22 protein-coding genes and 1 pseudogene are annotated in these 21,193 nt (G+C 66.3%); 20 read left to right on the top strand and 3 right to left on the bottom strand.

From position 1 onward, the window contains the following. Positions 1–14: 14 nt before the first annotated feature. Both ACR0R4_RS05745 and ACR0R4_RS05750 read left to right on the top strand, forming a co-directional pair. Positions 15–899: a MurR/RpiR family transcriptional regulator gene (locus ACR0R4_RS05745; RefSeq protein ID WP_430270182.1), complete on the top strand. Its 885-nt coding sequence runs from the start codon at positions 15–17 to the stop codon at positions 897–899. Further along, positions 899–1,759: an EamA family transporter gene (locus tag ACR0R4_RS05750; protein ID WP_430270181.1), complete on the top strand. Its 861-nt coding sequence runs from the start codon at positions 899–901 to the stop codon at positions 1,757–1,759. Before ACR0R4_RS05745 ends, ACR0R4_RS05750 begins: the two co-directional genes overlap by 1 nt. Positions 1,760–1,784: 25 nt before the next feature. On the opposite strand, the gene ACR0R4_RS05755 is transcribed toward ACR0R4_RS05750, so the two are convergent. Together ACR0R4_RS05755 and ACR0R4_RS05760 are read right to left on the bottom strand one after the other, a co-directional pair. Then, the gene (locus tag ACR0R4_RS05755; protein WP_430270180.1) at positions 1,785–2,324 is read right to left on the bottom strand and encodes a MaoC/PaaZ C-terminal domain-containing protein; all 540 of its coding nucleotides are present in this window, start codon (positions 2,322–2,324) and stop codon (positions 1,785–1,787) included. Next, entirely contained in the window at positions 2,321–2,980 is a 660-nt protein-coding gene (locus ACR0R4_RS05760; RefSeq protein ID WP_427817018.1) for a CGNR zinc finger domain-containing protein, read from the bottom strand. The genes ACR0R4_RS05755 and ACR0R4_RS05760 overlap by 4 nt, the downstream gene beginning before the upstream one ends. Before the next feature lie 41 nt (positions 2,981–3,021). On the opposite strand from ACR0R4_RS05760, the gene ACR0R4_RS05765 reads away from it, so the two are divergent. The 11 genes and pseudogenes from ACR0R4_RS05765 (at position 3,022) to ACR0R4_RS05815 (ending at position 12,858) form a co-directional block, all read left to right on the top strand. After that, positions 3,022–4,227 carry an MFS transporter gene (locus ACR0R4_RS05765; protein WP_430270179.1) on the top strand — a complete coding sequence of 402 codons (1,206 nt, stop codon included), beginning with the start codon at positions 3,022–3,024 and terminating at the stop codon, positions 4,225–4,227. Between the two features lie 814 nt (positions 4,228–5,041). Further along, the gene (locus ACR0R4_RS05770; RefSeq protein ID WP_433646422.1) at positions 5,042–5,383 is read left to right on the top strand and encodes a helix-turn-helix transcriptional regulator; all 342 of its coding nucleotides are present in this window, start codon (positions 5,042–5,044) and stop codon (positions 5,381–5,383) included. Between the two features lie 272 nt (positions 5,384–5,655). Further along, positions 5,656–6,738 carry an ArdC-like ssDNA-binding domain-containing protein gene (locus ACR0R4_RS05775; protein ID WP_430270178.1) on the top strand — a complete coding sequence of 361 codons (1,083 nt, stop codon included), beginning with the start codon at positions 5,656–5,658 and terminating at the stop codon, positions 6,736–6,738. Position 6,739: 1 nt separating this feature from the next. Beyond that, positions 6,740–7,639, top strand: coding sequence for a bifunctional DNA primase/polymerase (locus ACR0R4_RS05780; RefSeq protein ID WP_430270177.1), 900 nt, complete (start codon positions 6,740–6,742; stop codon positions 7,637–7,639). Further along, positions 7,639–8,334, top strand: a complete 696-nt coding sequence (locus ACR0R4_RS05785; RefSeq protein WP_430270176.1) for a DUF2637 domain-containing protein — start codon at positions 7,639–7,641, stop codon at positions 8,332–8,334. The genes ACR0R4_RS05780 and ACR0R4_RS05785 overlap by 1 nt, the downstream gene beginning before the upstream one ends. After that, positions 8,331–8,678, top strand: a complete 348-nt coding sequence (locus ACR0R4_RS05790; protein ID WP_430270175.1) for a hypothetical protein — start codon at positions 8,331–8,333, stop codon at positions 8,676–8,678. Before ACR0R4_RS05785 ends, ACR0R4_RS05790 begins: the two co-directional genes overlap by 4 nt. Positions 8,679–8,769: 91 nt before the next feature. Beyond that, on the top strand, positions 8,770–9,627 hold the full coding sequence (locus tag ACR0R4_RS05795) for a hypothetical protein (protein ID WP_430270174.1): 858 nt from the start codon (positions 8,770–8,772) through the stop codon (positions 9,625–9,627). After that, positions 9,624–10,643: a ParB N-terminal domain-containing protein gene (locus ACR0R4_RS05800; protein ID WP_430270173.1), complete on the top strand. Its 1,020-nt coding sequence runs from the start codon at positions 9,624–9,626 to the stop codon at positions 10,641–10,643. The genes ACR0R4_RS05795 and ACR0R4_RS05800 overlap by 4 nt, the downstream gene beginning before the upstream one ends. Positions 10,644–10,685: 42 nt before the next feature. Next, positions 10,686–11,372, top strand: a complete 687-nt coding sequence (locus tag ACR0R4_RS05805) for a hypothetical protein (protein WP_430270172.1) — start codon at positions 10,686–10,688, stop codon at positions 11,370–11,372. A 14-nt stretch (positions 11,373–11,386) separates the two neighbouring features. Then, a pseudogene (locus ACR0R4_RS05810) lies at positions 11,387–12,580 on the top strand (M23 family metallopeptidase); the annotation flags it as partial. A gap of 11 nt (positions 12,581–12,591) precedes the next feature. Next, a complete protein-coding gene (locus ACR0R4_RS05815; protein WP_430270171.1) occupies positions 12,592–12,858 on the top strand; it encodes a DUF6112 family protein in 267 nt (88 codons plus the stop codon). A 6-nt stretch (positions 12,859–12,864) separates the two neighbouring features. Here the strand turns inward: ACR0R4_RS05815 and ACR0R4_RS05820 are convergent, their stop codons facing one another. Beyond that, the gene (locus ACR0R4_RS05820) at positions 12,865–13,143 is read right to left on the bottom strand and encodes a hypothetical protein (RefSeq protein ID WP_430270170.1); all 279 of its coding nucleotides are present in this window, start codon (positions 13,141–13,143) and stop codon (positions 12,865–12,867) included. 161 nt (positions 13,144–13,304) lie between these two features. Here ACR0R4_RS05820 and ACR0R4_RS05825 point away from each other — a divergent pair, with 161 nt between their 5' ends. The 7 genes from ACR0R4_RS05825 to ACR0R4_RS05855 all read left to right on the top strand — a co-directional run bounded on the left by ACR0R4_RS05825 (position 13,305) and on the right by ACR0R4_RS05855 (position 21,192). Continuing rightward, a complete protein-coding gene (locus ACR0R4_RS05825; protein WP_430270213.1) occupies positions 13,305–13,577 on the top strand; it encodes a DUF6112 family protein in 273 nt (90 codons plus the stop codon). A 35-nt stretch (positions 13,578–13,612) separates the two neighbouring features. Continuing rightward, a complete protein-coding gene (locus tag ACR0R4_RS05830) occupies positions 13,613–14,998 on the top strand; it encodes a conjugal transfer protein TrbL (protein ID WP_430270169.1) in 1,386 nt (461 codons plus the stop codon). A gap of 6 nt (positions 14,999–15,004) precedes the next feature. Further along, entirely contained in the window at positions 15,005–16,462 is a 1,458-nt protein-coding gene (locus tag ACR0R4_RS05835; RefSeq protein WP_430270168.1) for an SCO6880 family protein, read from the top strand. A gap of 91 nt (positions 16,463–16,553) precedes the next feature. Continuing rightward, complete coding sequence (locus ACR0R4_RS05840) at positions 16,554–17,387, top strand: hypothetical protein (RefSeq protein ID WP_430270167.1); 834 nt, start codon at positions 16,554–16,556, stop codon at positions 17,385–17,387. Then, positions 17,384–18,868, top strand: coding sequence for a putative type IV secretion/conjugal transfer ATPase (locus tag ACR0R4_RS05845; protein ID WP_430270166.1), 1,485 nt, complete (start codon positions 17,384–17,386; stop codon positions 18,866–18,868). Before ACR0R4_RS05840 ends, ACR0R4_RS05845 begins: the two co-directional genes overlap by 4 nt. Then, complete coding sequence (locus tag ACR0R4_RS05850; protein ID WP_430270165.1) at positions 18,869–19,417, top strand: hypothetical protein; 549 nt, start codon at positions 18,869–18,871, stop codon at positions 19,415–19,417. Beyond that, positions 19,414–21,192, top strand: coding sequence for a type IV secretory system conjugative DNA transfer family protein (locus ACR0R4_RS05855; protein WP_430270164.1), 1,779 nt, complete (start codon positions 19,414–19,416; stop codon positions 21,190–21,192). The genes ACR0R4_RS05850 and ACR0R4_RS05855 overlap by 4 nt, the downstream gene beginning before the upstream one ends. Position 21,193: the final 1 nt, after the last annotated feature.

Consider the following 21,193-nt stretch of genomic DNA (forward strand, 5'->3'; position numbering starts at 1 on the left):
TTACGTTATTACCCGTGACAAGATCCTCAAGTAATGCAGTTTCGGCAGCAGAGGACCCACTGCGCCGCTGGCTCGGAACGGTTCAGGCGCGGAGCGCGGGCCTGGTGGCAAGCGAGGCGAAAGTTGTCGGCCTCGTACTGAAGGACCCGTTGTTCGTGGGGAGGAGCACGACGGCGCAAGTCGCCGAGCGAGCAGGAGTCTCGGCACCAAGCGTGATCCGTGCCGCCCGCGCAATCGGATTCTCGGGCTTCGCCGAACTGAAGCTGGAAATCGCCCGCGCTCGCGGAACAGCGGAGTTCTTCGCCCCGCCACACACGCTCACGAGCACCGATTCGACGCGCACGATCATCGACACGACAGCGCGCACAGGGATCGACGCGCTCACCGCCCTGGGCGGCGCGATCGACCCGGACGCTCTCGACCAAGCGGTCTCCGCGATCCGTGGCGCTGGGCAGCTCCTCGCCTATGGCGCGGGCCCTTCGGCGACGGTCGCGGCTGATGTCGTGTTCCGGCTGCGTTCGCTGGGCGTGCGGACATCGGGGGTCGCCGATCACGAGTCCGCGATGATCGCGGCACGCCTGCTCGACCCCGGCGACGTCGTCGTCGCCGTCAGCTCCACCGGCCGCACCGACATGACGGTCGCGATTGCGGACGCCGCCGCGTCCGCCGACGCGACGGTCATCGCCATCACCAACCAGTACGGCACGCCACTCACCGATGTGTCCACCGTCGCACTCGTCGTGGGCGGCGCGCCGCTCACGACGCAGATGGCCGCTGCCGGGAGCCGCCTGGCGCAGCTCGTCGTCGTCGACGCTCTCGCAGCCGCACTGGCACTGCGCGATCCCGACCGCGTCTCGCGCGCGGAACGGGCCGGGATCGACCTGCCCGACATCACCTGATGCCGCCAGCCACCGTCGCGATCGTCCTCGTCGCCGCAGTCGCCCACGCCGGCTGGAACCTCGTATCGAAGTACAAGAAGGGCGACACGCTGCTGTTCGTGGGCGCCTACACGACCGCTTCCGCACTCCTGTGCCTTCCCCTCGCGATCGGTGCCGCCATCACCGGTTCGCAGCCGATCACCTGGACCCTGGCCGCCGCCGCGGCCGTGTCCGCCGCCCTGCACCTGACGTACTCGCTCACCCTGCAGGCAGGCTACGACCGAGCCGACCTCGGAGTCGTCTACCCGATCGCCCGCGGCGTGGGGCCGCTGCTCACCATCGTGATCGCTATCCTCCTGCTCGGAGAACGCCCCACGGCACTGGCGATCATCGGAGCGCTCGCCATCCTCGCAGGCATCGTCGTCGTCACCGGCAACCCCTTTCAGAGAACGGGCACCCGCCCCCTCCGCGGCATCGCATGGGGCACTGCCACCGGGGCAACGATCGCCGCCTACACGCTGTGGGACTCGTTCGCGATCGGCTCCATCGGACTCGCCCCAGTCAGCTACTACACCGGCACGCTCGTCGTCCAGGTCGTGTTCATGGCTCCGGCCATCATCAGACGCCGCACAGCGTTCGCGAACACCCTCCGCGTCAATCGCGCGTCTATCGCCGCGGTCGCAGTGCTGTCCCCGCTCGCGTACATCCTGGTGCTGACAGCAATGCAAACCTCGCCCGTGGCGCTCGTCGCGCCACTGCGGGAGGCATCCATCATGATCGGCGCACTTCTGGCCTGGCGTCTCTTCGGCGAAGGGCACCTTGTCCGCCGGCTGATCGGCGCCGTGATCGTACTTGCCGGCATTGCCGCTATCAGCCTGTAGTACGCACTGCCAGGCTAGGTACGACTCAGCGACTTTCTCCGCGTTTGATCGCCTTTTCGCCGCTCTCAGCGCCCGGCGCTGTGGCCTGAGTTCCAACGTGGCGCTTCCAGCCTATGAGCGTGATGCGCGCGCGCTGCCGGATATCGCCGCTCTGGTTCAGAGTTTGGTAGCCCACGGTGATCGATCCACGATCGGGGCGGCTCTTCGACGGCGTGATCGTGTCGATTTGGGCAACGACCCTGAGTTCGTCATTCGGTCGTGTCGGGCTCGGCCATTCGATCTCCACGCCTTTGCCGATGATTCCTGTAGCCAAGGGCAAAGCCTGCGCGAGCAGCTTCATCGACAACGCAGCAGTATGCCATCCGCTCGCAGCGAGTCCTTCGAAGAAGCTGTCTCGGGCCGCCGTGGCAGAGAGATGGAATGCCTGCGGGTCAAACTGTTCGGCGAAGGCAATGATGTCCTCCTCGCGCAGGAGTACAACGGGCGAATGGAACTGCATTCCGACGGCGAGGTCGTCAAGCCAGAGGCCGTCTGGATTCGCAACATGCGAGCCGGGTGACGTCATCTTCCCGGTTCCTTGATCGAGCGATCTTCCGTCACGTCAACGTTGGTGGTGCGCTCTCGCGGTTGGCGTGAACGTGCGCGGTGCGCGGCGGCTTTCGCGCGGTTACCGCACTGACTCATCGAGCACCAGCGACGCTCTCGCGAACCAGACGGGAGCAGGTAGATCATGCGGCACTCCTCGCTCGCGCACTCCCGGAGTCGATGACGCACGTCAGGGCTTGCGAGGATCTCCAGCAGATCCCGAGCCGCGCGGGCGCACACCGCGCTGTGGCTGAGTGCCACCATCTGAGCTTGCGGTCCATGCGAAGTGTTCGCCAAGCGGGGCGGGGGAACATCGGCGCTGGCCCACCGCTCTATCCGCTGCACGGTGAACGATGACACGGGTCGCTCGTGTACGACCCCAGACAGCACTTCCCAGGCATGCTCGCGAAGCTCACGCAACTCCGTCAGCAGCGCTCCCCGATCCACGCTCGCGTCGACCTCGATACCTACGCCGACGAGCCACTGTTCCAGGGCCTCCTCGCCGTCGAGGCGCTCGACGCGATGCTCTTCGCCAGCGCCCCGCCGCCCGACGGTTGCGGTGAGGTTGAGAACGAGGGAGCCACCGTCGAAACGAAGCTTCCGCAGTGCCGTGCTGGTTCGAAGGTCGGTAGCCATGCAACTATAGTAACCGATAGAACGGTTACTTAGGAGAGTGCATGGGAACTCGATTGCCTGGTTGGGCACGCGTCGCGACCGCTATCACCGTCGTGGGGTGGGGAGCGAACCAGTTCGCTGCTCTGCTACCGGTGTATCGGGAGACCGCCGGCCTGCCGGACTCGTTCATCGCCCTCGCGTTCGCTACCTACATCGTGGGTCTCATCCCGGTGCTCTTTGTCGCCGCCGAGGTCGCAGACCGAGTTGACCGACGTTGGCCGGTCCGAGTTGCGGTCATCCTTTCCGCTGTCGCCTCTGTCGTGCTGTGCCTCGGCTCGCAGGAGGCCTGGCTTCTCCTTCTGGGCAGGTTCTTCTCCGGTGCAGCGGCTGGTGCAGTTCTCGGTCCAGGCACGGCATGGGTGACGGACTTGTCTGCGGATGACCGCTCCGCTGCTCCGAAGCGAGTGGCGGTCGCGCTCTCCGTCGGGTTTGGTGGCGGCCCGCTCGCAGCAGGGCTCGTCGCGCAATGGGCACCACTGCCGGAAGTCCTGCCCTACGCCCTCCACCTGCTCATCTCGGCCATCGCGGCTGCGCTGCTATGGCGGGCCCCAGATACCTCCCTCGACCACGAAGAGCTCGTCGAGCAGGCTGAAGTCTCCGCCACAGAACCCGTATCGAGCCGCCGAGCGAGTTTCTGGAGCGCGATCATGACACGGCCATTCCTCTGGGCCATTCCGCTCACGGCTCCGTGGGTCTTTGGCGCTGCGACGATGAGCTTCGCCGTGATCCCTTCGGTCATCCAGGTCCGAGGATTCGAGGCCGCCACGGCGGGGATCATCACGGGACTCACCATGGGCACCGGGGCACTCATCCAGCCTTTGGCGCAACGCATCGAGCGCGGCAGGGCCGGACGAGCCTTCCCTCTAGGAATGGGAATCGCCGCGCTAGGGATGCTCCTGGCCGCGGGAACCTTCGCGGCGCGGCTCACCATCCTGATGCTCCCCAGCGCTATCGCCCTCGGCGCCGCGTACGGCTTGGTGCTCGTCGCAGGTCTTCGTCGCATGGAGGAGATTGGTCATCCGAAAGATCGCGCACGGCTCAACGCCGCGTTCTACTCGCTCTCCTATATCGGCTTCGCCCAGCCACTCGTCTTTGCACTCGTCGCAGTGACGCCGAACGCCCAAACTCTCTATGCGGTACTCGCCGCCATCGTGGCCACTGTGACCATGGTCGGCATCGCGATCAGATCCAGAGAGTCCCATGCATAGTGGCGACAACACCATATCTGTTCGACGTCGAGTAGGCCGGTATCACCTTTGCTCGCGCATCGACCTGCTCTTTGAACCGGCAGCCTCTCGGTCGTCGAATCATGGACATACGCGCAGTCTCCTTCTTGCTGTTACAACGAGTCCGGCCAGCCCACGCCACCAATTGGGCTGAGGAAGCGGATGGGACGTGTCCGCCGAACCGGCCGGCGAGAGCAGACTTCGTGAGGCGGGCGACCGTGCGATAGACGCGTCGCCCGGAGAACAGTTCGGGCTCATGTCAGCGATCGAGATACTGCGCTGCGTCCCGACGCAGGAGTTGACGTTTCCGGTCGTCACGCTCATCCACGTACTGTCCGGAAACATCGATCTTTGTACGGATATGGCGATACAGCGCTTGGCACCCGGGTCAGCGGTAGCGCTCGGCTCACACAGGCGGCACCAACTGTTGCCGCTATCGCCATCACGGCTGTGGGTGATCTATGCGGACGAACCCTTCATTAGGGCGCAGATGCGCTGGCTCTTGCGGCCGCGGCAGCACGTTCGTCGAGGCGTGCATCCTGATGACTGGGACGGTAACTCCCTGGTGCTTACCCCAGGAATCGAGTCCTTTCGGCGGCTGGAACCGATCTGGCGACAGCTAAGTGTGCTTCCAGATACGTGTTCATCGCCCGAAGAGATATCGATTCGCACAGTCGAGCTTCTCGCGAGGTGGGTTGGCACAGTCGCACCGGTCTTCCTTACTGAAGACAGTCGCTCTCTCCACGTGCCCACCCGGAATCAAGTGCCGTCTTCGGGGCGGCAGACAGATCCGGCAATGATTGGGCACGTCGGGCGGGCTGCGCGGCTGCTGCGGGAGCGCATGGGCGAGCCGTGGACTGTTGCTTCGCTGGCCCAAGAACTCGCGCTGTCTCGCACGCACTTAACACGGCTGTTCTCGACGCACATGGGGGCCAGCCCAATGCGATTTCTTACCGAAGTTCGCTTGACCGAGTTCAGCCGCCTAATTGATGAGACTGATCTATCAGTCCATCAAGCGGCACAAGCGGTCGGCTGGGCCGATCCGCGCGTCGCCTCAGCATGGTTCTCACGACGATTCGGCGTAACGCCGACCCGCTACCGGCATTGCCTACCCACGACCGGCAGCGAAACTGCGTAGCGACGAGTTCCCGCGCGCTCGTCGGCGGGTGGCGCCCTCTCGAACTCGTCGTATGAATCGCGTTACTCGTCAAGCGACCCGGACAGCCCTCAAAGGCTCGACATCGCTGCGAGCCAGGAGATAGACCGGATCGGACTCGTCGGGTCTGGGCAGATCCCTGGCGGTCTCGTACTCACTCGTTCCTCTCGGGCCTCCTGAACACCCCGGCGCGTACCTCATGGTCGCAAGGGCTCGCGGCTGTCATGTCGTGGGCCTCGCCGGGAGGAGGTCCGATGATGGCGACGAAAGAGGAAGCCCGAGCCGCGCGGGATGCGAAGCTCGACGAACTTCACGAGCGCTTGACCGGCGCGGTCGAGACGCTGGTTTCTGGTGACGACTGGGCGCGGGCGTTGTCGTTCGCGGCGCGGTTCCGGTCGCGTTCGTTCAACAACACGTTGCTGATCTGGGTACAGCACGAGGCCAACTACTCGGCGGGCCGAGTGTCTGAGCCGTTCCCATCGTTCGTGGCGGGGTATCGGGAGTGGCAGCAACTCGGCCGACAGGTCCAGAAGGGTCAGCCGGGGCTGCAGATCTTCGCCCCCGTCACCGGACGCTTCGCCTCCTCGAACCCGACCGATAGCGATTCGTGGCGGCGGCTGGAACGCGGCGAAAAGCCAAGGCCCGGTGAGGTGCTGCGGTCGCGGATGATCGCCGCCCGCCCCGCCTATGTGTGGGATGCCTCGCAGACCGACGGTGACCCGATCCCCGAACCACCCTCCCCGAAGCTCCTCGAAGGCGAAGCCCCCGCCGGGCTGTGGGACGGACTCACCGCACAGGTCGGGGCTGCGGGATTCACGGTTCTCCGTGTGCCGCATGAGGGCATGATCCACGGCGCCAATGGGATGACGGATTGGTCGGCGCGGACGGTGGCGGTGCGGGAGAACATGGACCACGCAGCCCAGGTCAAGACCCTCGCGCACGAGCTCGGTCATGTGCTGCTGCATGACCCGGACAACGAGGATGCGCAGCATCATCGCGGGATCGGCGAGGTCGAGGCCGAATCCGTCGCTCTCATGGTCGGTGCCGCCCATGGGATGGACACCTCCGATTACACGATCCCGTACGTCTCAACGTGGGCTGCGCGCGTGGATGGGAAGGAGCCGGTCGAGGCCGTCAAGGCGACCGGTGAGCGAGTGCGGAAAGCGGCGCTGGGGATTCTCGAACAGCTCGACACCGTAATGGTCGCCGACGGCACCCCACCGGGTCTGGAGCGTGAGGCCCCGAAGCAAGAGCAACCGCAGCGCACGGTCGCATCGTCGCCGGTTCCTACGACGGCATCGGCGTCTCGGCCTTCTGGGGTCGTGAGGGGGCTGTGAGATGCCGTCGATCAGCGATCTCCTCGCCCACACCAGCCGCCTCACCCTGCCGGATGCCGCCGTCGCATTCGTCACGGCTGGGGTGCCGATCTTCCCGTGCGTGCCGGGTGAGAAACGGCCACTGACCGCGCATGGCTTCCGCGATGCTTCGACCGACCCCGATCAGATCAGCGCCTGGTGGGGGCGGTGGCCTGCAGCGAACATTGGCATCCCGACAGGTCCGGCCTCGGGGGTTGATGTCGTTGATGTGGATATCCACGGCGAGGAGTCGGGGTTCCCGGCATTGCAGCGTGCTCGTCGTGCGGGGCTTATTGCCCCTGCCTGGGCGGGGCTCGTGCGGTCCCCGTCGGGTGGCTTGCACATCTACTTCCCGGCCGCCCCGGAGGATGGGCAGTCGTCGTGGCAGGTTCCGCGTGCTCATATCGACTTCCGGGGTGCTGGTGGCTACATCATCGCTTCACCCTCGCGCATCACACGGCCGGATGGCAGTACCGGGGTCTACGAACTGCGCGCTACTGGTGTTGTCGATGCGCGGCCGGTGGATGCTGCTCGGTTGCGGGAGTTCCTGGACCCGCGCCCGCCGATACCGTCTCGGCCGGTGCCGGTGCGGGGTTTGGATGCGGATCGGCTCGGCCGTTGGGTCGCAGGTCTGGGTGAGGGTGAGCGGAACCGGGGCCTGTTCTGGGCCGCCTGCCGGTTGGCGGAAGCAGGCACCGGACCCGCTGAAACCTTCGCCGCGCTCGGGCCGGCGGCCGAGCACATCGGCCTCAGTACACGGGAGGTGTCAGCAACGATCCGCTCCGCCTACCGCACCACCAACCCGGCACCTGCGAGTAGTGCACGCCCTTTCACTGACTCCCCAAGAACACGCGCCCCAGCCGCCACGGGACGGGGGCTGTGATGAACGGGCAGACGCGGAGTGTGCGGCTCGCTGTCGTCACGGCGATTGCCGGAACGGTGCTGATCGCGTTGGGTGCGTTCTGGCTCTCCTTCACGGCGCTGGCTGATCTGGCTCGGCGGTCTGGGATCAGCGCGAGGCAGGCGTGGGCGTGGCCATTGATCGTGGACGGCATCATCGTCGTCGCCACCGTCGCGGTCGTTGCTCTGGCTGGGCAGCGTGCCGCGTGGTATCCGTGGGTGCTGCTCATGAGTGGGGCTGCGGTCTCGGTGACCGCGAACGCGATCCACGCCGTCCTCACCGCCGACACCGACGTACCCGCGGTGTTGGCGGCAGCGGTTGCTGCGGTGCCGCCCGTGGTGTTGCTGGCGATTACGCATCTCACAGTGATCCTCACCCGCAGCACCACCAACACGGAGCCGCCAGTCCCGGAGAGCCCTGTGCCACTCGATCTCGTCGCACCCGTCGCCTCCACGCCCATCAAAAAGTTGCCCACTGTCGAGTCCGCTGCGCCCGATGACGGCGGCGACCGGCGGGAGCAGGCGGCTGAGCTACGCGCTGAGGGCTGGTCGAACAAGAAGATCGCCCGCGAACTCGGCGTGCATCCCTCAACGGTGGGCCGATGGCTCCCTACCCCAGAACCAAAACAAGAAACCGATGATCCGCCCGCTGAGGTGGAGGAAGAGAGAACCCCATGAACAAGCAGAACGAACTCGACAAGAAGCCTGTCGAGGACATGACGCCGGATGCGATCGAGGCCGAGAAGACCCGACAGCAGACCGCCGAACTCGCCACCGACAAGACAAGGGCGCGCGGCGTGGATTGGGTGCGCCCCACCGATCTCATGGCCCGGCACTCCGCTGTGGTGGCGGGGCGCGGGATCGACTTCCAAGCCGAACTGTCCCGCCGCACCCGCACCGGCATCGCAACGGGTGCGAAGGCGCTGGCGGACCGGGCGAAGCAGTTGCCGCCCCTGTCGGCGTTCGGTCGCCGCACTGGTTCGCGTGAGCCGGTGACTCGTGGTGCGGTCGGGAAAAGCTAGGCCGGTGAGATGTCATGAACACGCAACTCACGACGGCAGCCCTGCCGTGGGCGGGTAGTGCACCTGGTTTTGGTCGAGGAGGTGTCCGACCATGACGAACAGGACGATGACCGCAACCCCGGACGGCCCGGAGGACTACCAAAGCAGCGAAGGCCTACGCGCTCTGCTGCACCGCCTCCACGACGGCGGCCCCGGCGCCTGGAAACATGATCCGGTCGCCGCGGACCTCATGGCGTATGCCTGCGAGAAATACGCGCCCCTCGCCGTCAAGCATGGCCTCGATCCGTGGGAGGCAGCATCTGCCGCGTTCGATGTCATGCGCACCAAGTCAGCACGGTCGGCGGTTGATCCGTGGGCGGTGGTGACGCATGCGGTGCGGATTACCTGCATCTTCGAGGAACGCGCCCAAGGCCTCCTCTGCTCCGTCCACCAAGCCCGCCGCCCCCACATCTCCGCCTTCCACGACCCCGAACGCTTCAGCGACAGGGAGAACCCGCTGGCCGACTACCACCCGGCGTTCCGCATCACCGACAACCCCAACACGGAGCAGGGCGTTGCTGAGCAGGATGGTGGGCTCGGGTCTGCGCATTCGACGGTGGAGGATGCGATTGGGGTGCTCGTGTTCGCGAAGTGGCCGGCCGACGTCGCCCGCGCCGGTGTCGAACACGTCTGCGGCGCAGTCATGCGCGCAGGCACCCGCCAGTCGGCCTATGAGGGGCTGCGACGCGATAAGGTCGCCCGCTCCCTCCTCGACATCCCCGCACCCTGCTGGCACACCCTCATTCGCGCGTTGCTCGGTCACCCTGACCCGGCGCTTGCGACGACGAGTGCGGGGCGCGGGATTCTGTTGCGGTTGGCGATGGAGGAGCCCATGCGGCTCCTGCTGCGGGATGACGACCTCATGCTCGCCCTCTCCCTGGCTGCCGCCAGGATCGAGGAGGACCGATGAGCGGCGACATCGAAACCGGGGTGCAGGTCGAGTGGTCTGTGCCCGCCATCACCGTCGGCGCCCGGCACCGCAAAGAACTCGGCGACATCGACACCCTCGCCGCCTCCATCAAGAGGGTCGGTCTACTTCAGCCGATCACGATTGCCCCCGACGGCTCCCTGGTCTGCGGGGCGCGGCGGCTCGCGGCGGTGAAGTTGTTGGGAAAGAAGACGATCAACGTGTGGGTGCGGTCGGGGATCTCCGACCGACTCGGAAAGCTCCTCGCGGAGCAGGACGACAACGTGCTCCACAAGCCCCTGAACTCTGTCGAGGCCGCTGCGTTGTATCGGGAGTTGAAGGTCTTGATGGCGGAGGATGCGGCGCGTCGTGAGGCGGCGAACCAGTTCACGGCCGAGCATCAGCCCCGGTGGAACGGCTCCGCCGATTCGGCGGAGCCGTTGACCACCCCGACCGGAGATGCCCGCCGACAGGCCGCACAGATGGTCACCGGCACTGCTTCCTACTCCAAGCTCGAACAGGTCAGCTACCTCGAAAAGATCGCCGCCGATCCTGCCCGGCCCGATGATCTCCGTGCCCAGGCGCAGCAGGAACTGGATGCGGTGAAGGCTGGAGCCCCGGTCAACCCCGCCTACGCCCGCATCCGCGACCTGGCCGAAGGGCAGCCGGTGGAGGATCTGCATCAGATCGCGGCCGAGACCTTGGCGCGTGTCCACGCCGAGAACAAGGCCGCCAAGAAGAAGAACAAGCCGCGCAAGCCGTCGCCCGCGCCTGTCGGGGAGATCGTGCGGTTCCCGGTGCGGGCGTTCGTGTTGACCTGGGGCGAGTTGATCGACTGGTGGGAACGCTACGACCTCCACCAGATCGCCATCGAACTCACCGCCGAGCAGGCAGACTCTTTCTACGCGACTGTCGAGGGCACCGTCGCCTTCGCTGCCAGGCTCCGCACCGCCCGCGCCCAGAGCGACGCGAGCGCTGATGCCGATGACGTGGAAGCCCCGCTGCTTCGCGCTCTCTGACCGCTCAGCTCGTGGCTGCGGTGCCGGGCGCACCTGTGGGGCATGACTTTCTTCGATAGCAGCCGTCCAGGATTCAAGCGCCGCCTCGTCGCCACCATCGCCGCCGGAGTAGTGTTCCTGATCCTCGCCGGAGTCGGGATCTACGGCCTCATCACCGGCCCCCGCGACACCACGACCAGCGAACCATCTGCGTCGGAACCGGCAACGACATCACCGTCTACGCCGAAGCCGACAGCAATGCCACGACTCCCGGCCGTGCCTCGGTCGGCGGACCCGGAGACCTTCGCCCGCAACGTCGCCGAAGCACTGTTCACTTGGGATACCGGCAGCGGATTCATGCCGCTGGACTACACGAGCGTGATCCTCGATGTTGGCGATCCGTCTGGTGAGGAGCAGGCGGGTCTTGCGTCGGATGTGGCGGCGTATCTGCCGACGCGGGATTCGTGGATCGAGCTGCGCAAGTACGTCACCGCCCAGACCCTCACCATCGACAGCATCTACGTCCCGGAGTCGTGGGAGACGGCGGTGGCGCAGGCGCAGCCGGGGCAGCTCGCAGACGGCACCATCGCCTACACGATCGAGGGCACCCGTCACCGGTCGGGTGAATGGAACGGAGCACCGGCCACGTCGGAGCATGCGGTGGCGTTCACGGTGTTCATCGTCTGCGCACCCACCTACGACACCTGCCACCTGTTGCGGCTCTCGCAGCTCGACAACCCCCTCAAGTAAGCAGCGGGTGCGTCGTGTTCAAGAAGCTCGCTCTCGCAGGGATCGCTCTGATCTTCCTCGCCCCGGCCGTCCTGCTCGTGTCCATCGGGGCGCTCATCAACCCCGCACAGACCGCGAACGCCACCTGCCTCACCACCGGGCTGACCGTTGGTGAGATCCCGGATTCCCTGGCGGTGACGACGGCGGATGGGTACTCGTTCACGCTGAATAAGCAGCAGCTCACCCATGCCGCCACGATCATCACCACCGGCTCGAGTATCGAGGGTGTGGATCGGGATGCGGTGCAGATCGCGATCATGGCCGCCCTCACCGAATCCACCCTCCGCATGCTCTCCAACACCAGCACCTACCTCGAATCCGCTGACTACCCGAACGACGGTGATGGCGGAGACCACGACTCCCTGGGGTTGTTCCAGATGCGTCCGCAGTCCGGGTGGGGCACGGTCGCTGACCTCATGGACCCGACCTACCAGGCGCGGGCGTTCTTCGGCGGACCCACCGGACCCAACTATCCGAGCCCCAGGGGCCTGCTGGATATCCCGGGGTGGGAGTCGATGGATAAGGGCGAAGTCGCCCAAGCCGTCGAAGTGTCGGCGTACCCGGACAGGTATCAGAACTACGAACCCGTCGCCGAGGCCATCCTGCAAGCCCTCACCGTGAACAGTGGCAGTAGCGCGCAACCAGCCGACTCGGGCTCGGGTGGTGCGGTTGGTGGCCCGGTGGCTGAGTCGTCGCGGATCGTGTTCCCGCTGCCGGAGGGCACCTGGGTGATGACCAGCCCGTTCGGGATGCGCGAGCACCCGATCACGGGCGAATACAAGCTCCACACCGGCACCGACTTCGCAGGCCCCGACGGGACCCCGATCCTTGCTGCCGCCGACGGCATCGTCACCGTCGCCGAATACACCGGCGGCTACGGGGGTCTCGTCGTGATCGAGCACACCGTCGACGGGCAGACGGTGGCGACGGCGTATGCGCACTCGTGGGAGAACGGCATCCACGTCTCCGTTGGTGATCGGGTGACGGCGGGGCAGCACATCGCCGATGTCGGTTCGTCGGGGTATTCGACGGGGCCGCACCTGCATTTCGAGGTCCGTATCGGCGGCACCAACGGCGACTACATCGACCCCGCGGCCTGGCTCACCGAACACGGGGCAGCGAACCTCCCCGCCGGAGACATCACCCCAACAGGATCATGCACGAGTGGAGGGAGCGGATCGTGAACGTGTTTCCCGACTTCGAGGGCATCAGCGGCATCGGAGACCTCAAAGAAGTCATCGGAGCGCTGCTGACGTTCGTGCTCATCATCGCCGTACTCATGCTCATCGTCTGCGCCATCACCTGGGCAGTAGCCTCCGCCCACGGCAACCACGCCACCGCATCGAAAGCCCGCACGGGCCTCCTCGTCGCTGTCGGCGCGGCGGCTCTCGCCGGTGGTGGGGTGGCGTGGATGAACTGGCTCATCGCCGTCGGCGACCAGCTCTAAACCTGGTCAGGATTCGAGAAGTTCGCAGGCGCGTTCCAGCTCAACATCGAGCAGGTCATCAGCGCCCTTGATCTGCGCTGCCACTGTCACCGCCTCGGTCAGCACCTCGTGTGCTGCCGGGGCATCTTGACTGCTGAGCAGATCGCCCAGCACCACCAGCGCTCGGACCCGCAACACGCCAACCGGCTCCGTGTCAAGGAGCCCGCGGAGCGTTGCGTCGGCTGCCGCGAGATCGCCGCGATCCGCCTGCATCAGCGCTTTCCGTAACGCCAGCTCCCCGTCCATAGCTCCCAGCGTAAAGAACACGCCTGGGAAATGAGGTCGGCGCCGTGCACCTGACACGCGAACCCTTCCGCCGCCCACACCGTGTGGGCCTTGTTCGTGTCAGGAGCCTTCTCGTGTTCGATCTCATCTCTTCCGTCCTCACCACCCCGGTTCTCATTCCGATGGAGGTAAACATCGACCCCAACGACTCGGGCCTGCCGGGTATCGCGCAGCTCCGCACCATCGTCGGCGCGGTCATGACCGTCGGCCTCATCCTCAGCGTGCTCGCCCTGATTATCAGCGCGATCGTGTGGGGTTTCGGTGCGAACTCCTCGAACCCGCATCTGGCGGGGCGGGGGAAGATCGGCGTCCTCGTCTCCTGCGGTGCCGCGGTCATCTGCGGGGCCTCGGTGACGCTCATCAACTTCTTCTGGAACGTCGGCCAGCAAGTCTGACCAGCCCGATCACCGCTACCTGAAGGAGGTCTGTGATGGGGGTTTGCGATGTTCCTCTCATCTCCAACGTCTGCGATATCGCAGGCGAAGCCGCCGGCGCCCTGATCTCGGCACCGTTCGATTGGCTCGCCCAGGCAATGGGCAACGCCGCCGGATGGTTGTTCGAGGCCGTCTGGAACGTCTTCGACACCACCACCCTCGTCGACGTCACCTCGGATGGCTACATCAGTGTCTACAACCTGGTGTTCGGGATCGCAGTGTTCATCATGCTGCTGTTCTTCTGCCTCCAACTCATCACCGGCCTCATCAAACGCGACCCCACCGCCCTCAGCCGCGCCGCGTTGGGATTGGCGAAATCGGTGCTCGGCAGCTTCGTGGTCATCACGCTGACGGGGTTGGCGTTGGAGATCGTGGATCAGCTCTGCACCGGCATCATCCAAGCCGCAGGCGAAACAACCACCACGATGGGCGACAAGATCACCCTCCTCGTCGCGGGCCTCGCGGGCATCAATATCGCCGCCCCAGGGGTCGGTGCGATCATCACCATCTTCCTCGCAGGCCTCGCCATCAGTGCCGCCGCCATCGTGTGGCTCTCCCTGCTGATCCGTAAAGCCTTGCTCCTGGTAGCGATCGTGTTTGCACCGTTGGCGTTCTCCGGCTCCTCCTGGGACGCCAGCCGGGGGTGGATCAGCAAGTGGGCAATGTTCGTGATCGCCCTCATCGCCTCCAAACTGGTGCTGGTCGTCATGTTCCTCGTCGCCATCACCCAGGTGTCGGCACCGATTGACATGGATCTCGCGTCGATCAGCGACCCCATCGCGGGCGTCGTGTTGATGGCGATGGCGGCGTTCGCGCCGTATCTGACGTATAAGTTCATCGCGTTCGTGGGCTTCGATATGTACCACGCCATCGGCTCCGAACAAGACGCGAAGCAGGCACTCAACCGGCCGATGCCGGTGCCGTCCAAGCCTCAGGGCGGGGACCCGCAGAAGGTTCTCGATGGAGCAGACGGTGGCGGAGCTGGCAAGCCCGGTAGCGGTGGTGGTGGTGGTGCGAAGCCAGCACCGACGCCGAAGCCCGCTCCGGCACCTGCTGCGTCTTCGTCAGCCACTGGGGCCTCTGCCACTGGAAGCAGCGCGGGAGCTGGGGCCGGTACGGCAGGTGCAGGTGCTGCGGTCGCGGCCCCGGTAGCCGCAGCGGTGATCGCGGCGAAGGTTGCCAAGGATTCCTTCGACGCGGGCGGTAAGGCAGGCAATGCCCTCGGCGGGCAGGGCGAAGCCGCAGCGGACGGCGCGAACCAGAACGCGACTCCACCGCAGGGAGGCACACCTGCTCCTCCTTCGACGCCGGTGCCGAAGTCAGCAACTCCGCCGTCCACGCCTCCGCCGTCGAGCCCGACCCCGCCACCGAGCAAGGAGTAACCCGCCATGAGCAGCAGTAAGAGTGCCAGTGAGTTGGTGCCGGTGAAGTTCTCCCGCCTCACCCGCCGCGGCGTCCTCCTCGGACTGTCGCTTCCGCAACTGGTGACGCTCGCGGTCGGCATCCTCTCCTTCGTCGGGGCCCTCTACGCAGGCGGTGGCATCCTCCTGGCTTACACCGCACCTATCTGGGCACTGTCGGTCGCCCTCACCTGGATCCCCATCGCAGGACGGCCGCTGGTGGAATGGCTGCCGGTCGGGTGCTGGTGGATCTGGCGCACGACGATCGGGCAACTCATATACCGCCGCAAAGTTGTCGCACCCCGCCCCGTCGGGACCCTCGCACTGCCTGGGGATATGGCGAGGTTGCGGGAGTTCACCGACCCGGAGACCGAGGCGGGGATGATCCACGACCCCCACGCGGGCACCCTCACTGTGGTCTGCGAAGTGACGCATCCCGCGTTCGTGCTGCTTGATCCGGGTGAGCAGGAACGCCGCGTCACCTCCTGGGGCCGCGTCCTCGCCACCGTCTGCCGATCCGGACGGATCGCGACCTTGCAGATCCTCGAACGCACCCTGCCAGACTCCGGCACCGGGCTCGCGGAGTGGTGGGCCGCGCACGGCACCCACGACGACTCCTGGGCTTCGACCACCTATGGCGAACTCATCGACCGAGCCGGGCCTGCCGGGGAACGCCACGCCACCACCCTGTCGCTCTCACTGGACATGCGCGCGGCCGGGAGGCAGATCCGTACCGCCGGTGGTGGCATGCGGGGTGCAGCCGCGGTGCTGAGGCAGGAGATGGCGACCCTGACCGCAGCGCTCCGGTCGGCGGACCTGAACCCCTCTGGGTGGCTCACGCCAGGGCAGATCGCTGTCATTCTCCGCTCCGCGTACGACCCCGCAATCGCGGCGACATTGGAACGGCACGGGGAGGTCGGCCAGTCGCTTGCCACCGCAGGCCCCGTCGCGGTCAATGAATCGTGGGGTCGTATCCGCACCGACTCCGCCCACCACGCCACGCTGTGGATCAGTGAATGGCCCCGCTCGCTTGTGTATCCGGGGTTCCTGTCGCCGGTGCTGCTCTCGACCGGGATTCAACGCTCGTTCTCGTTGATCTGCACCCCCATGCGTTCCGACCAAGCCGCACGAGACATCAGGAAGAAGAAGGTCGAGCACATCAGCGATCAGGCGCAGCGGCAACGGATCGGGCAGATCGAAGACGCCTCCCAAACCGCCGAGTATCAAGACGTGTTGCAGCAGGAAGCCGACCTCACCGCAGGACACGGCATCCTCCGCTACACCGGCCTGGTCACCATCACAGCACCCACCGTGAACGAGCTCGACGCTGCGGTTGCTGCGATTGAGCAGGCAGCGATCCAAGCCTCGTGTGAGACCCGGCTGTTGGTTGGTCAGCAGGCGGCAGCGTTTACGGCAGCGGCGCTACCGCTGTGCCGGAAGGTCTAAGCCCGAGCGAGAGGGGGTGGTGAGTGCACCTGAGGGACAGCCCGCGCACCTGCGTGGGGCTGTCCCTCAACTGCGTTATGGAGGCCCCGTCATGCCCGCTTTCTCCGATCCCACGAAAGACGCCGCGGAAGCGTCCGAAGCGCTCCGGGGTCTTGCCCACGCGACCATCCGTGTCGAGCAGCCGCGCGAGATGTATGGGGTGCTGGGTGATCTCCTCGCGGGGGCGCGGTCGTTGCGGCAGGTTTTCGACCAGCTCGCCTCCGCCCACATCACCGGCCAACCTCGCGCGTTCAACGACGACGGCGACCCCGCAGCCGGAGCGAAAGATGCGCTGGCGGTGGCAGATGAGCTGCACCAGGCCGCCACGCTGATCGACGCCGCCCACGACCGACTCGATGCGGCGATGAGCGCGGCCGGGCGGATCGCCTGGCACGAGGAACCCGCCACCAGCCGCCGGTGGGTCAGCGTCGTGTTCCTCCAAGGCGAAGAAGCCGACCAGGTACTCGACCTCATCCACCGCGACGGCACCACCGCCGGGATCGAACACCTCAAGCAGTGGGACTACGGCGACGAAACCACCGACGCGGCCCTCTCGAACGGGTACGTCTACGACACCCCACCGGTGGGCACGTTCGACCGGACCGTCACCGAGGGCGAGTACACGCTGAGCTACGAACCGGCGCTGGGCCACGTCAGCCTCTACCGCACCTACGACGTCCTGCCCGACCCCGGCCTCACAGACCCGGCACCGGCACCCGCGCGGCCGGTAGCTGCAGGCGGTCTCGGCGGTGGCCCAGGTCGAGCCGCGCCCGCAGCGGCGACCACCATAGCGACCGCGCGGGGCGTCGAGGCTGCTCCGAAGAAGGACTGGTTCGCCAGCTCAGGCCGCCCCTCCCAGGTCACCGGGCGGGGGCTCGGCCGATGAGCGCCGAACCCGAACGTCTCCACACCTCTGTCCTTGTCGCCCCGACGGCGGAGAAGCGCCGCCTGCGCAAGCAACGCCGTCAGGCTGCGGCACGAATCACCGCCGAACAGCGGAAGGCGGAGAAGGCTGCGGCTGTCGCGAAGGCCGAGGCCGAGCGCGCCGAACGGCGAGCCACCACCTATCTACCCGCCTCCGGTGAACCGGGTGCTGCGGCGTTGCGGTCGCCGGGCCGGTTCCGGGTGCCGCGTCATCAGGACACGTCGGCGACGTTGGCTGGGGCGTATCCGTTTGTCGCAGAAGGTGGCCTCGGCTCCGATGGCGTGTTCGTGGGGCAGGACCTCTACTCTGGCGGGAGCTTCGTTTATGACCCGTGGGTGCTCTACGCGCGCGGCATCATCACCGCACCCAACGTAGTCCTCGCCGGGATCGTCGGCTCGGGGAAGTCCTCGCTGGCGAAGTCCCTCTATACACGCAGCCTGCCGTTCGGCCGCAGGGTCTATGTCCCCGGTGATCCGAAAGGCGAACACACCGCAGTCGCACAGGCCGTCGGCGGGAGGGCGATCGTCCTCGGCCACGGCCTGAACACGAGGCTGAATCCGCTCGATGAAGGCATGCGAACCTCGGGCCTCTCGGATGAGCAATGGGCCGCCACCGTCGCCTCCCGCCGCCGCGACCTCATCGGAGCCCTCGCTGAAACCGTCCTCGCGCGGGGCTTGACACCACTGGAGCACACCGCGATCGACCTCGCGCTGACGCAGACGGTGCGGGAGAACACGGTGCCGATCCTGCCGATGGTCGTCGACCGCATACTCAACCCCTCCGACGACACCGACGGCCGGCTCGCGGAAGACGGGCGGCTCGTCGGGCACGCCCTCCGCCGCCTCGTAGCGGGCGATCTTGCCGGTTTGTTCGATGGGCCGTCAACGGTGCGGTTTGATCCGTCATTGCCGATGATCTCCCTCGACCTCTCACGAGTCACCGAAAACAGCACCCTCATCAGCGTTCTCATGACGTGCTCCAGCGCGTGGATGGAATCCGCACTGCTGGACCCGAATGGTGGTCAGCGGTGGGTGATCTACGACGAAGCCTGGCGACTCATGTCCCACCCAGCGCTACTGCGGCGGATGGATGCGCACTGGCGGCTCGCGCGACACTACGGGATCGCAAACATGCTGATCTTCCACAAGCTCACCGACCTCGACAACGTCGGCGACCAAGGCTCAGCCATGCGCTCCCTCGCCAACTCCTTGCTCGCAAACGCGGAGACACGGATCGTGTACCGGCAGGAATCCGACCAGCTCGGAGCCACCGCCAGCGCCCTCGGACTCACCGGCACCGAACAGAAGCTCCTCCCCGGGTTGGGCATCGGGCAAGGACTGTGGCGGATCAAGGACAGATCCTTCGTTTGCCAGCACCAGCTCCATCCCGCTGAGTTGGAGATGTTCGACACGAGCTCCCGTCTCATCTCAGGGGTGAAGTAGATGAACTTGCACCCTCACAAAAAGCACGCAGCCAACGGGGATGAGGCCTCGGTGCAGGCGGTGCTCCCGAACGTCCGCGTGATCGTCACCAACACCGGAGCGCTCGATGTCACCGTGGACGGGGCGGTGTTCCCGCCACCTCCTCGCGGGGAATGGACGCGCGGCGGCTTCGCTGACTTGCTCGATGCCGTCACGAAGGACCGCACTGTGGCGGTGCGCATCGAGGTCCGTGAGGTAGACGGCAGTGTTTTCACCGACCTCATCCATCCCCGAAAGCGCACCCGCGCACCAGAGCCCGAACCGCCCACTATCGCTGAGCAGCCGCTGCGGAGGCGGAAGACCCCGGCACTGGTGGAGGTCACCGCCGATGGATACTTGCCTGGCGAGGATGTCGCGGTCGCCGTCATCGTCGCTCACACCGACGCCACCGGCGGTACGGCGCGAGCGCTTCTCGATCTGAGCCAGCTCCCGTCCTCTCAGGGCGGGGCGCGGGATGTGCTGTTGTTCGGCCGGATCTCCGGCACCATCCACGTCAGGCCGCTGCCATGAACGAACGACAGACCGGGAGCATGGGTGACGAACTCACCAACGCCGCCCTTATCGGACTGATCGGGGTCTTCGCCCTCGGCCTCGTCCTGCGCGGAGCCGGGTCGGTAGCCGCGTTCATCACCGGCACCGCGCAGCCCACCAGCGGACCCGCAGGCGGCATGGCCGTGCTGTTCAACCCAGGCGACCCCAGCGCCGCACTCGGAGCTGATGGGCTGAACCCGGCCGTCTACTGGATCGTCACTGCCGTGCTGCTTACTGGGGTGACGGTCGGGCTCGGCTGGTGCTGGACGAAATGGCGCAGACACTCCCGCAAGGTCGAAACAGATCCACGCCGACTCGCAGGCACCGCCACCAGCCACGAAGTCACACAGACAACCTCCGCAAAAGCGCTCCTGGGCAGGGCATCAGCATTGCGGCCGTCACTCGAAAACCCGGAGCCGCAGGATGTGGGCTACTTGCTCGGCAGTTCACGCGGCAAGCAGGTGTGGGCGTCGGTCGAGGACTCGATTCTGCTGATCGGGCCGCCCCGCTCCGGCAAGGGCCTACACGTCGTCATCAACGCGATCCTCGACGCGCCCGGCGCTGTGGTGACGACCTCCACGAGACCGGACAATCTCACCGTCACACTCCGTGCTCGTCGTCGTAATGCGGGTCCGGTCGCGGTGTTCGATCCGCAGCACCTCGCCGAAGGCGTCCCCGCAGGCCTGCGCTGGTCCCCGGTCCGGGGGTGTGAGGACCCGCTGACAGCGATGATTCGCGCCACCGGGCTCGCCTCCGCCACCGGACTCTCTGCTGGTGGTGTCGAGTCCGGTGGGTTCTGGGAAGGAAAGACCCGCACCGCACTCCAAGGCCTCCTCCACGCCGCCGCATTGGATCATCGTTCACCGGCTGAACTGTTCCGGTGGACGCTTGATCCGTCGGCTGCTGCTGAGGCAGTCGCGATTCTCACCGCGAACCCGAACGCGGCGGCGGGGTGGGCTGACTCGTTGGAGGCGATGATCGACTCCGACCCCCGCACCCGCGACTCCATCTGGCAAGGCGTCTCCCTCGCACTCGGTGCCCTCGCCGACCCGCGCGTCCTCGACGCCGTGAGTCCGAGTGAGGGTGAGAACTTCGACCCCGAAGCCTTCATCAAGAACCGCGGCACGCTGTATCTCCTCGCCACTGGTGCCGGAGCGGGCGCCTCGGCGGCGTTGGTGACGGCGTTCGTGGAAGACCTCATCGAAACCGCCCGCCGCATCGCCGCACGCTCACCCGGCGCCCGCCTCGACCCACCACTCCTGCTCGCACTCGACGAAATTGGAAACCTCGCACCACTCCCGTCACTGCCGACGCTCATGGCAGAAGGCGGCGGCACCGGAATCACCACGCTTCCCGTATTGCAGTCACTCGCCCAGGCCCGCGACAAATGGAGCGAGAACCAGGCCGGAGCGATCTGGGACGCCTCCATCGTCAAGGTGATTCTCGGCGGGGCATCGAACTCCAAAGACCTCCAAGACCTCTCCACCCTCATCGGCGAACGCGACGAGTTCACCGACTCCGTGACCCTCGGGGATCACGGAACGCGGTCGAATCAGCGTTCGGTGAGGCGGGTGCCGATCCTGCCGCCAGACCGCATCCGCACCCTGCCCTTCGGCACCGGCGTCACCCTCCTACGCGCCGCACCACCGATCGTGACCGACCTGCGCGCATGGCCCGGTCGTCCAGACACGGAGCAGTTGAAGCGTGACCGAGCCGAGATCGAAGGCCTCCTGCAGCGTCCCTCTGACACCTGAC

Source organism: Leucobacter fengyongliangi, assembly GCF_050971685.1.
Taxonomy (GTDB): Bacteria; Actinomycetota; Actinomycetes; order Actinomycetales; family Microbacteriaceae; genus Leucobacter.

Coding starts and splice junctions, on each gene's coding strand:
- ACR0R4_RS05855 (WP_430270164.1), top strand. CDS start 19,414: ATGAACGAACGACAGACCGGGAGCATGGGTGACGAACTCACCAACGCC.
- ACR0R4_RS05775 (WP_430270178.1), top strand. CDS start 5,656: ATGATGGCGACGAAAGAGGAAGCCCGAGCCGCGCGGGATGCGAAGCTC.
- ACR0R4_RS05785 (WP_430270176.1), top strand. CDS start 7,639: ATGAACGGGCAGACGCGGAGTGTGCGGCTCGCTGTCGTCACGGCGATT.
- ACR0R4_RS05790 (WP_430270175.1), top strand. CDS start 8,331: ATGAACAAGCAGAACGAACTCGACAAGAAGCCTGTCGAGGACATGACG.
- ACR0R4_RS05765 (WP_430270179.1), top strand. CDS start 3,022: ATGGGAACTCGATTGCCTGGTTGGGCACGCGTCGCGACCGCTATCACC.
- ACR0R4_RS05830 (WP_430270169.1), top strand. CDS start 13,613: ATGGGGGTTTGCGATGTTCCTCTCATCTCCAACGTCTGCGATATCGCA.
- ACR0R4_RS05780 (WP_430270177.1), top strand. CDS start 6,740: ATGCCGTCGATCAGCGATCTCCTCGCCCACACCAGCCGCCTCACCCTG.
- ACR0R4_RS05760 (WP_427817018.1), bottom strand. CDS start 2,980: ATGGCTACCGACCTTCGAACCAGCACGGCACTGCGGAAGCTTCGTTTC.
- ACR0R4_RS05845 (WP_430270166.1), top strand. CDS start 17,384: ATGAGCGCCGAACCCGAACGTCTCCACACCTCTGTCCTTGTCGCCCCG.
- ACR0R4_RS05770 (WP_433646422.1), top strand. CDS start 5,042: ATGATTGGGCACGTCGGGCGGGCTGCGCGGCTGCTGCGGGAGCGCATG.
- ACR0R4_RS05805 (WP_430270172.1), top strand. CDS start 10,686: ATGACTTTCTTCGATAGCAGCCGTCCAGGATTCAAGCGCCGCCTCGTC.
- ACR0R4_RS05755 (WP_430270180.1), bottom strand. CDS start 2,324: ATGACGTCACCCGGCTCGCATGTTGCGAATCCAGACGGCCTCTGGCTT.
- ACR0R4_RS05820 (WP_430270170.1), bottom strand. CDS start 13,143: ATGGACGGGGAGCTGGCGTTACGGAAAGCGCTGATGCAGGCGGATCGC.
- ACR0R4_RS05750 (WP_430270181.1), top strand. CDS start 899: ATGCCGCCAGCCACCGTCGCGATCGTCCTCGTCGCCGCAGTCGCCCAC.
- ACR0R4_RS05835 (WP_430270168.1), top strand. CDS start 15,005: ATGAGCAGCAGTAAGAGTGCCAGTGAGTTGGTGCCGGTGAAGTTCTCC.
- ACR0R4_RS05840 (WP_430270167.1), top strand. CDS start 16,554: ATGCCCGCTTTCTCCGATCCCACGAAAGACGCCGCGGAAGCGTCCGAA.
- ACR0R4_RS05850 (WP_430270165.1), top strand. CDS start 18,869: ATGAACTTGCACCCTCACAAAAAGCACGCAGCCAACGGGGATGAGGCC.
- ACR0R4_RS05825 (WP_430270213.1), top strand. CDS start 13,305: ATGGAGGTAAACATCGACCCCAACGACTCGGGCCTGCCGGGTATCGCG.
- ACR0R4_RS05795 (WP_430270174.1), top strand. CDS start 8,770: ATGACGAACAGGACGATGACCGCAACCCCGGACGGCCCGGAGGACTAC.
- ACR0R4_RS05800 (WP_430270173.1), top strand. CDS start 9,624: ATGAGCGGCGACATCGAAACCGGGGTGCAGGTCGAGTGGTCTGTGCCC.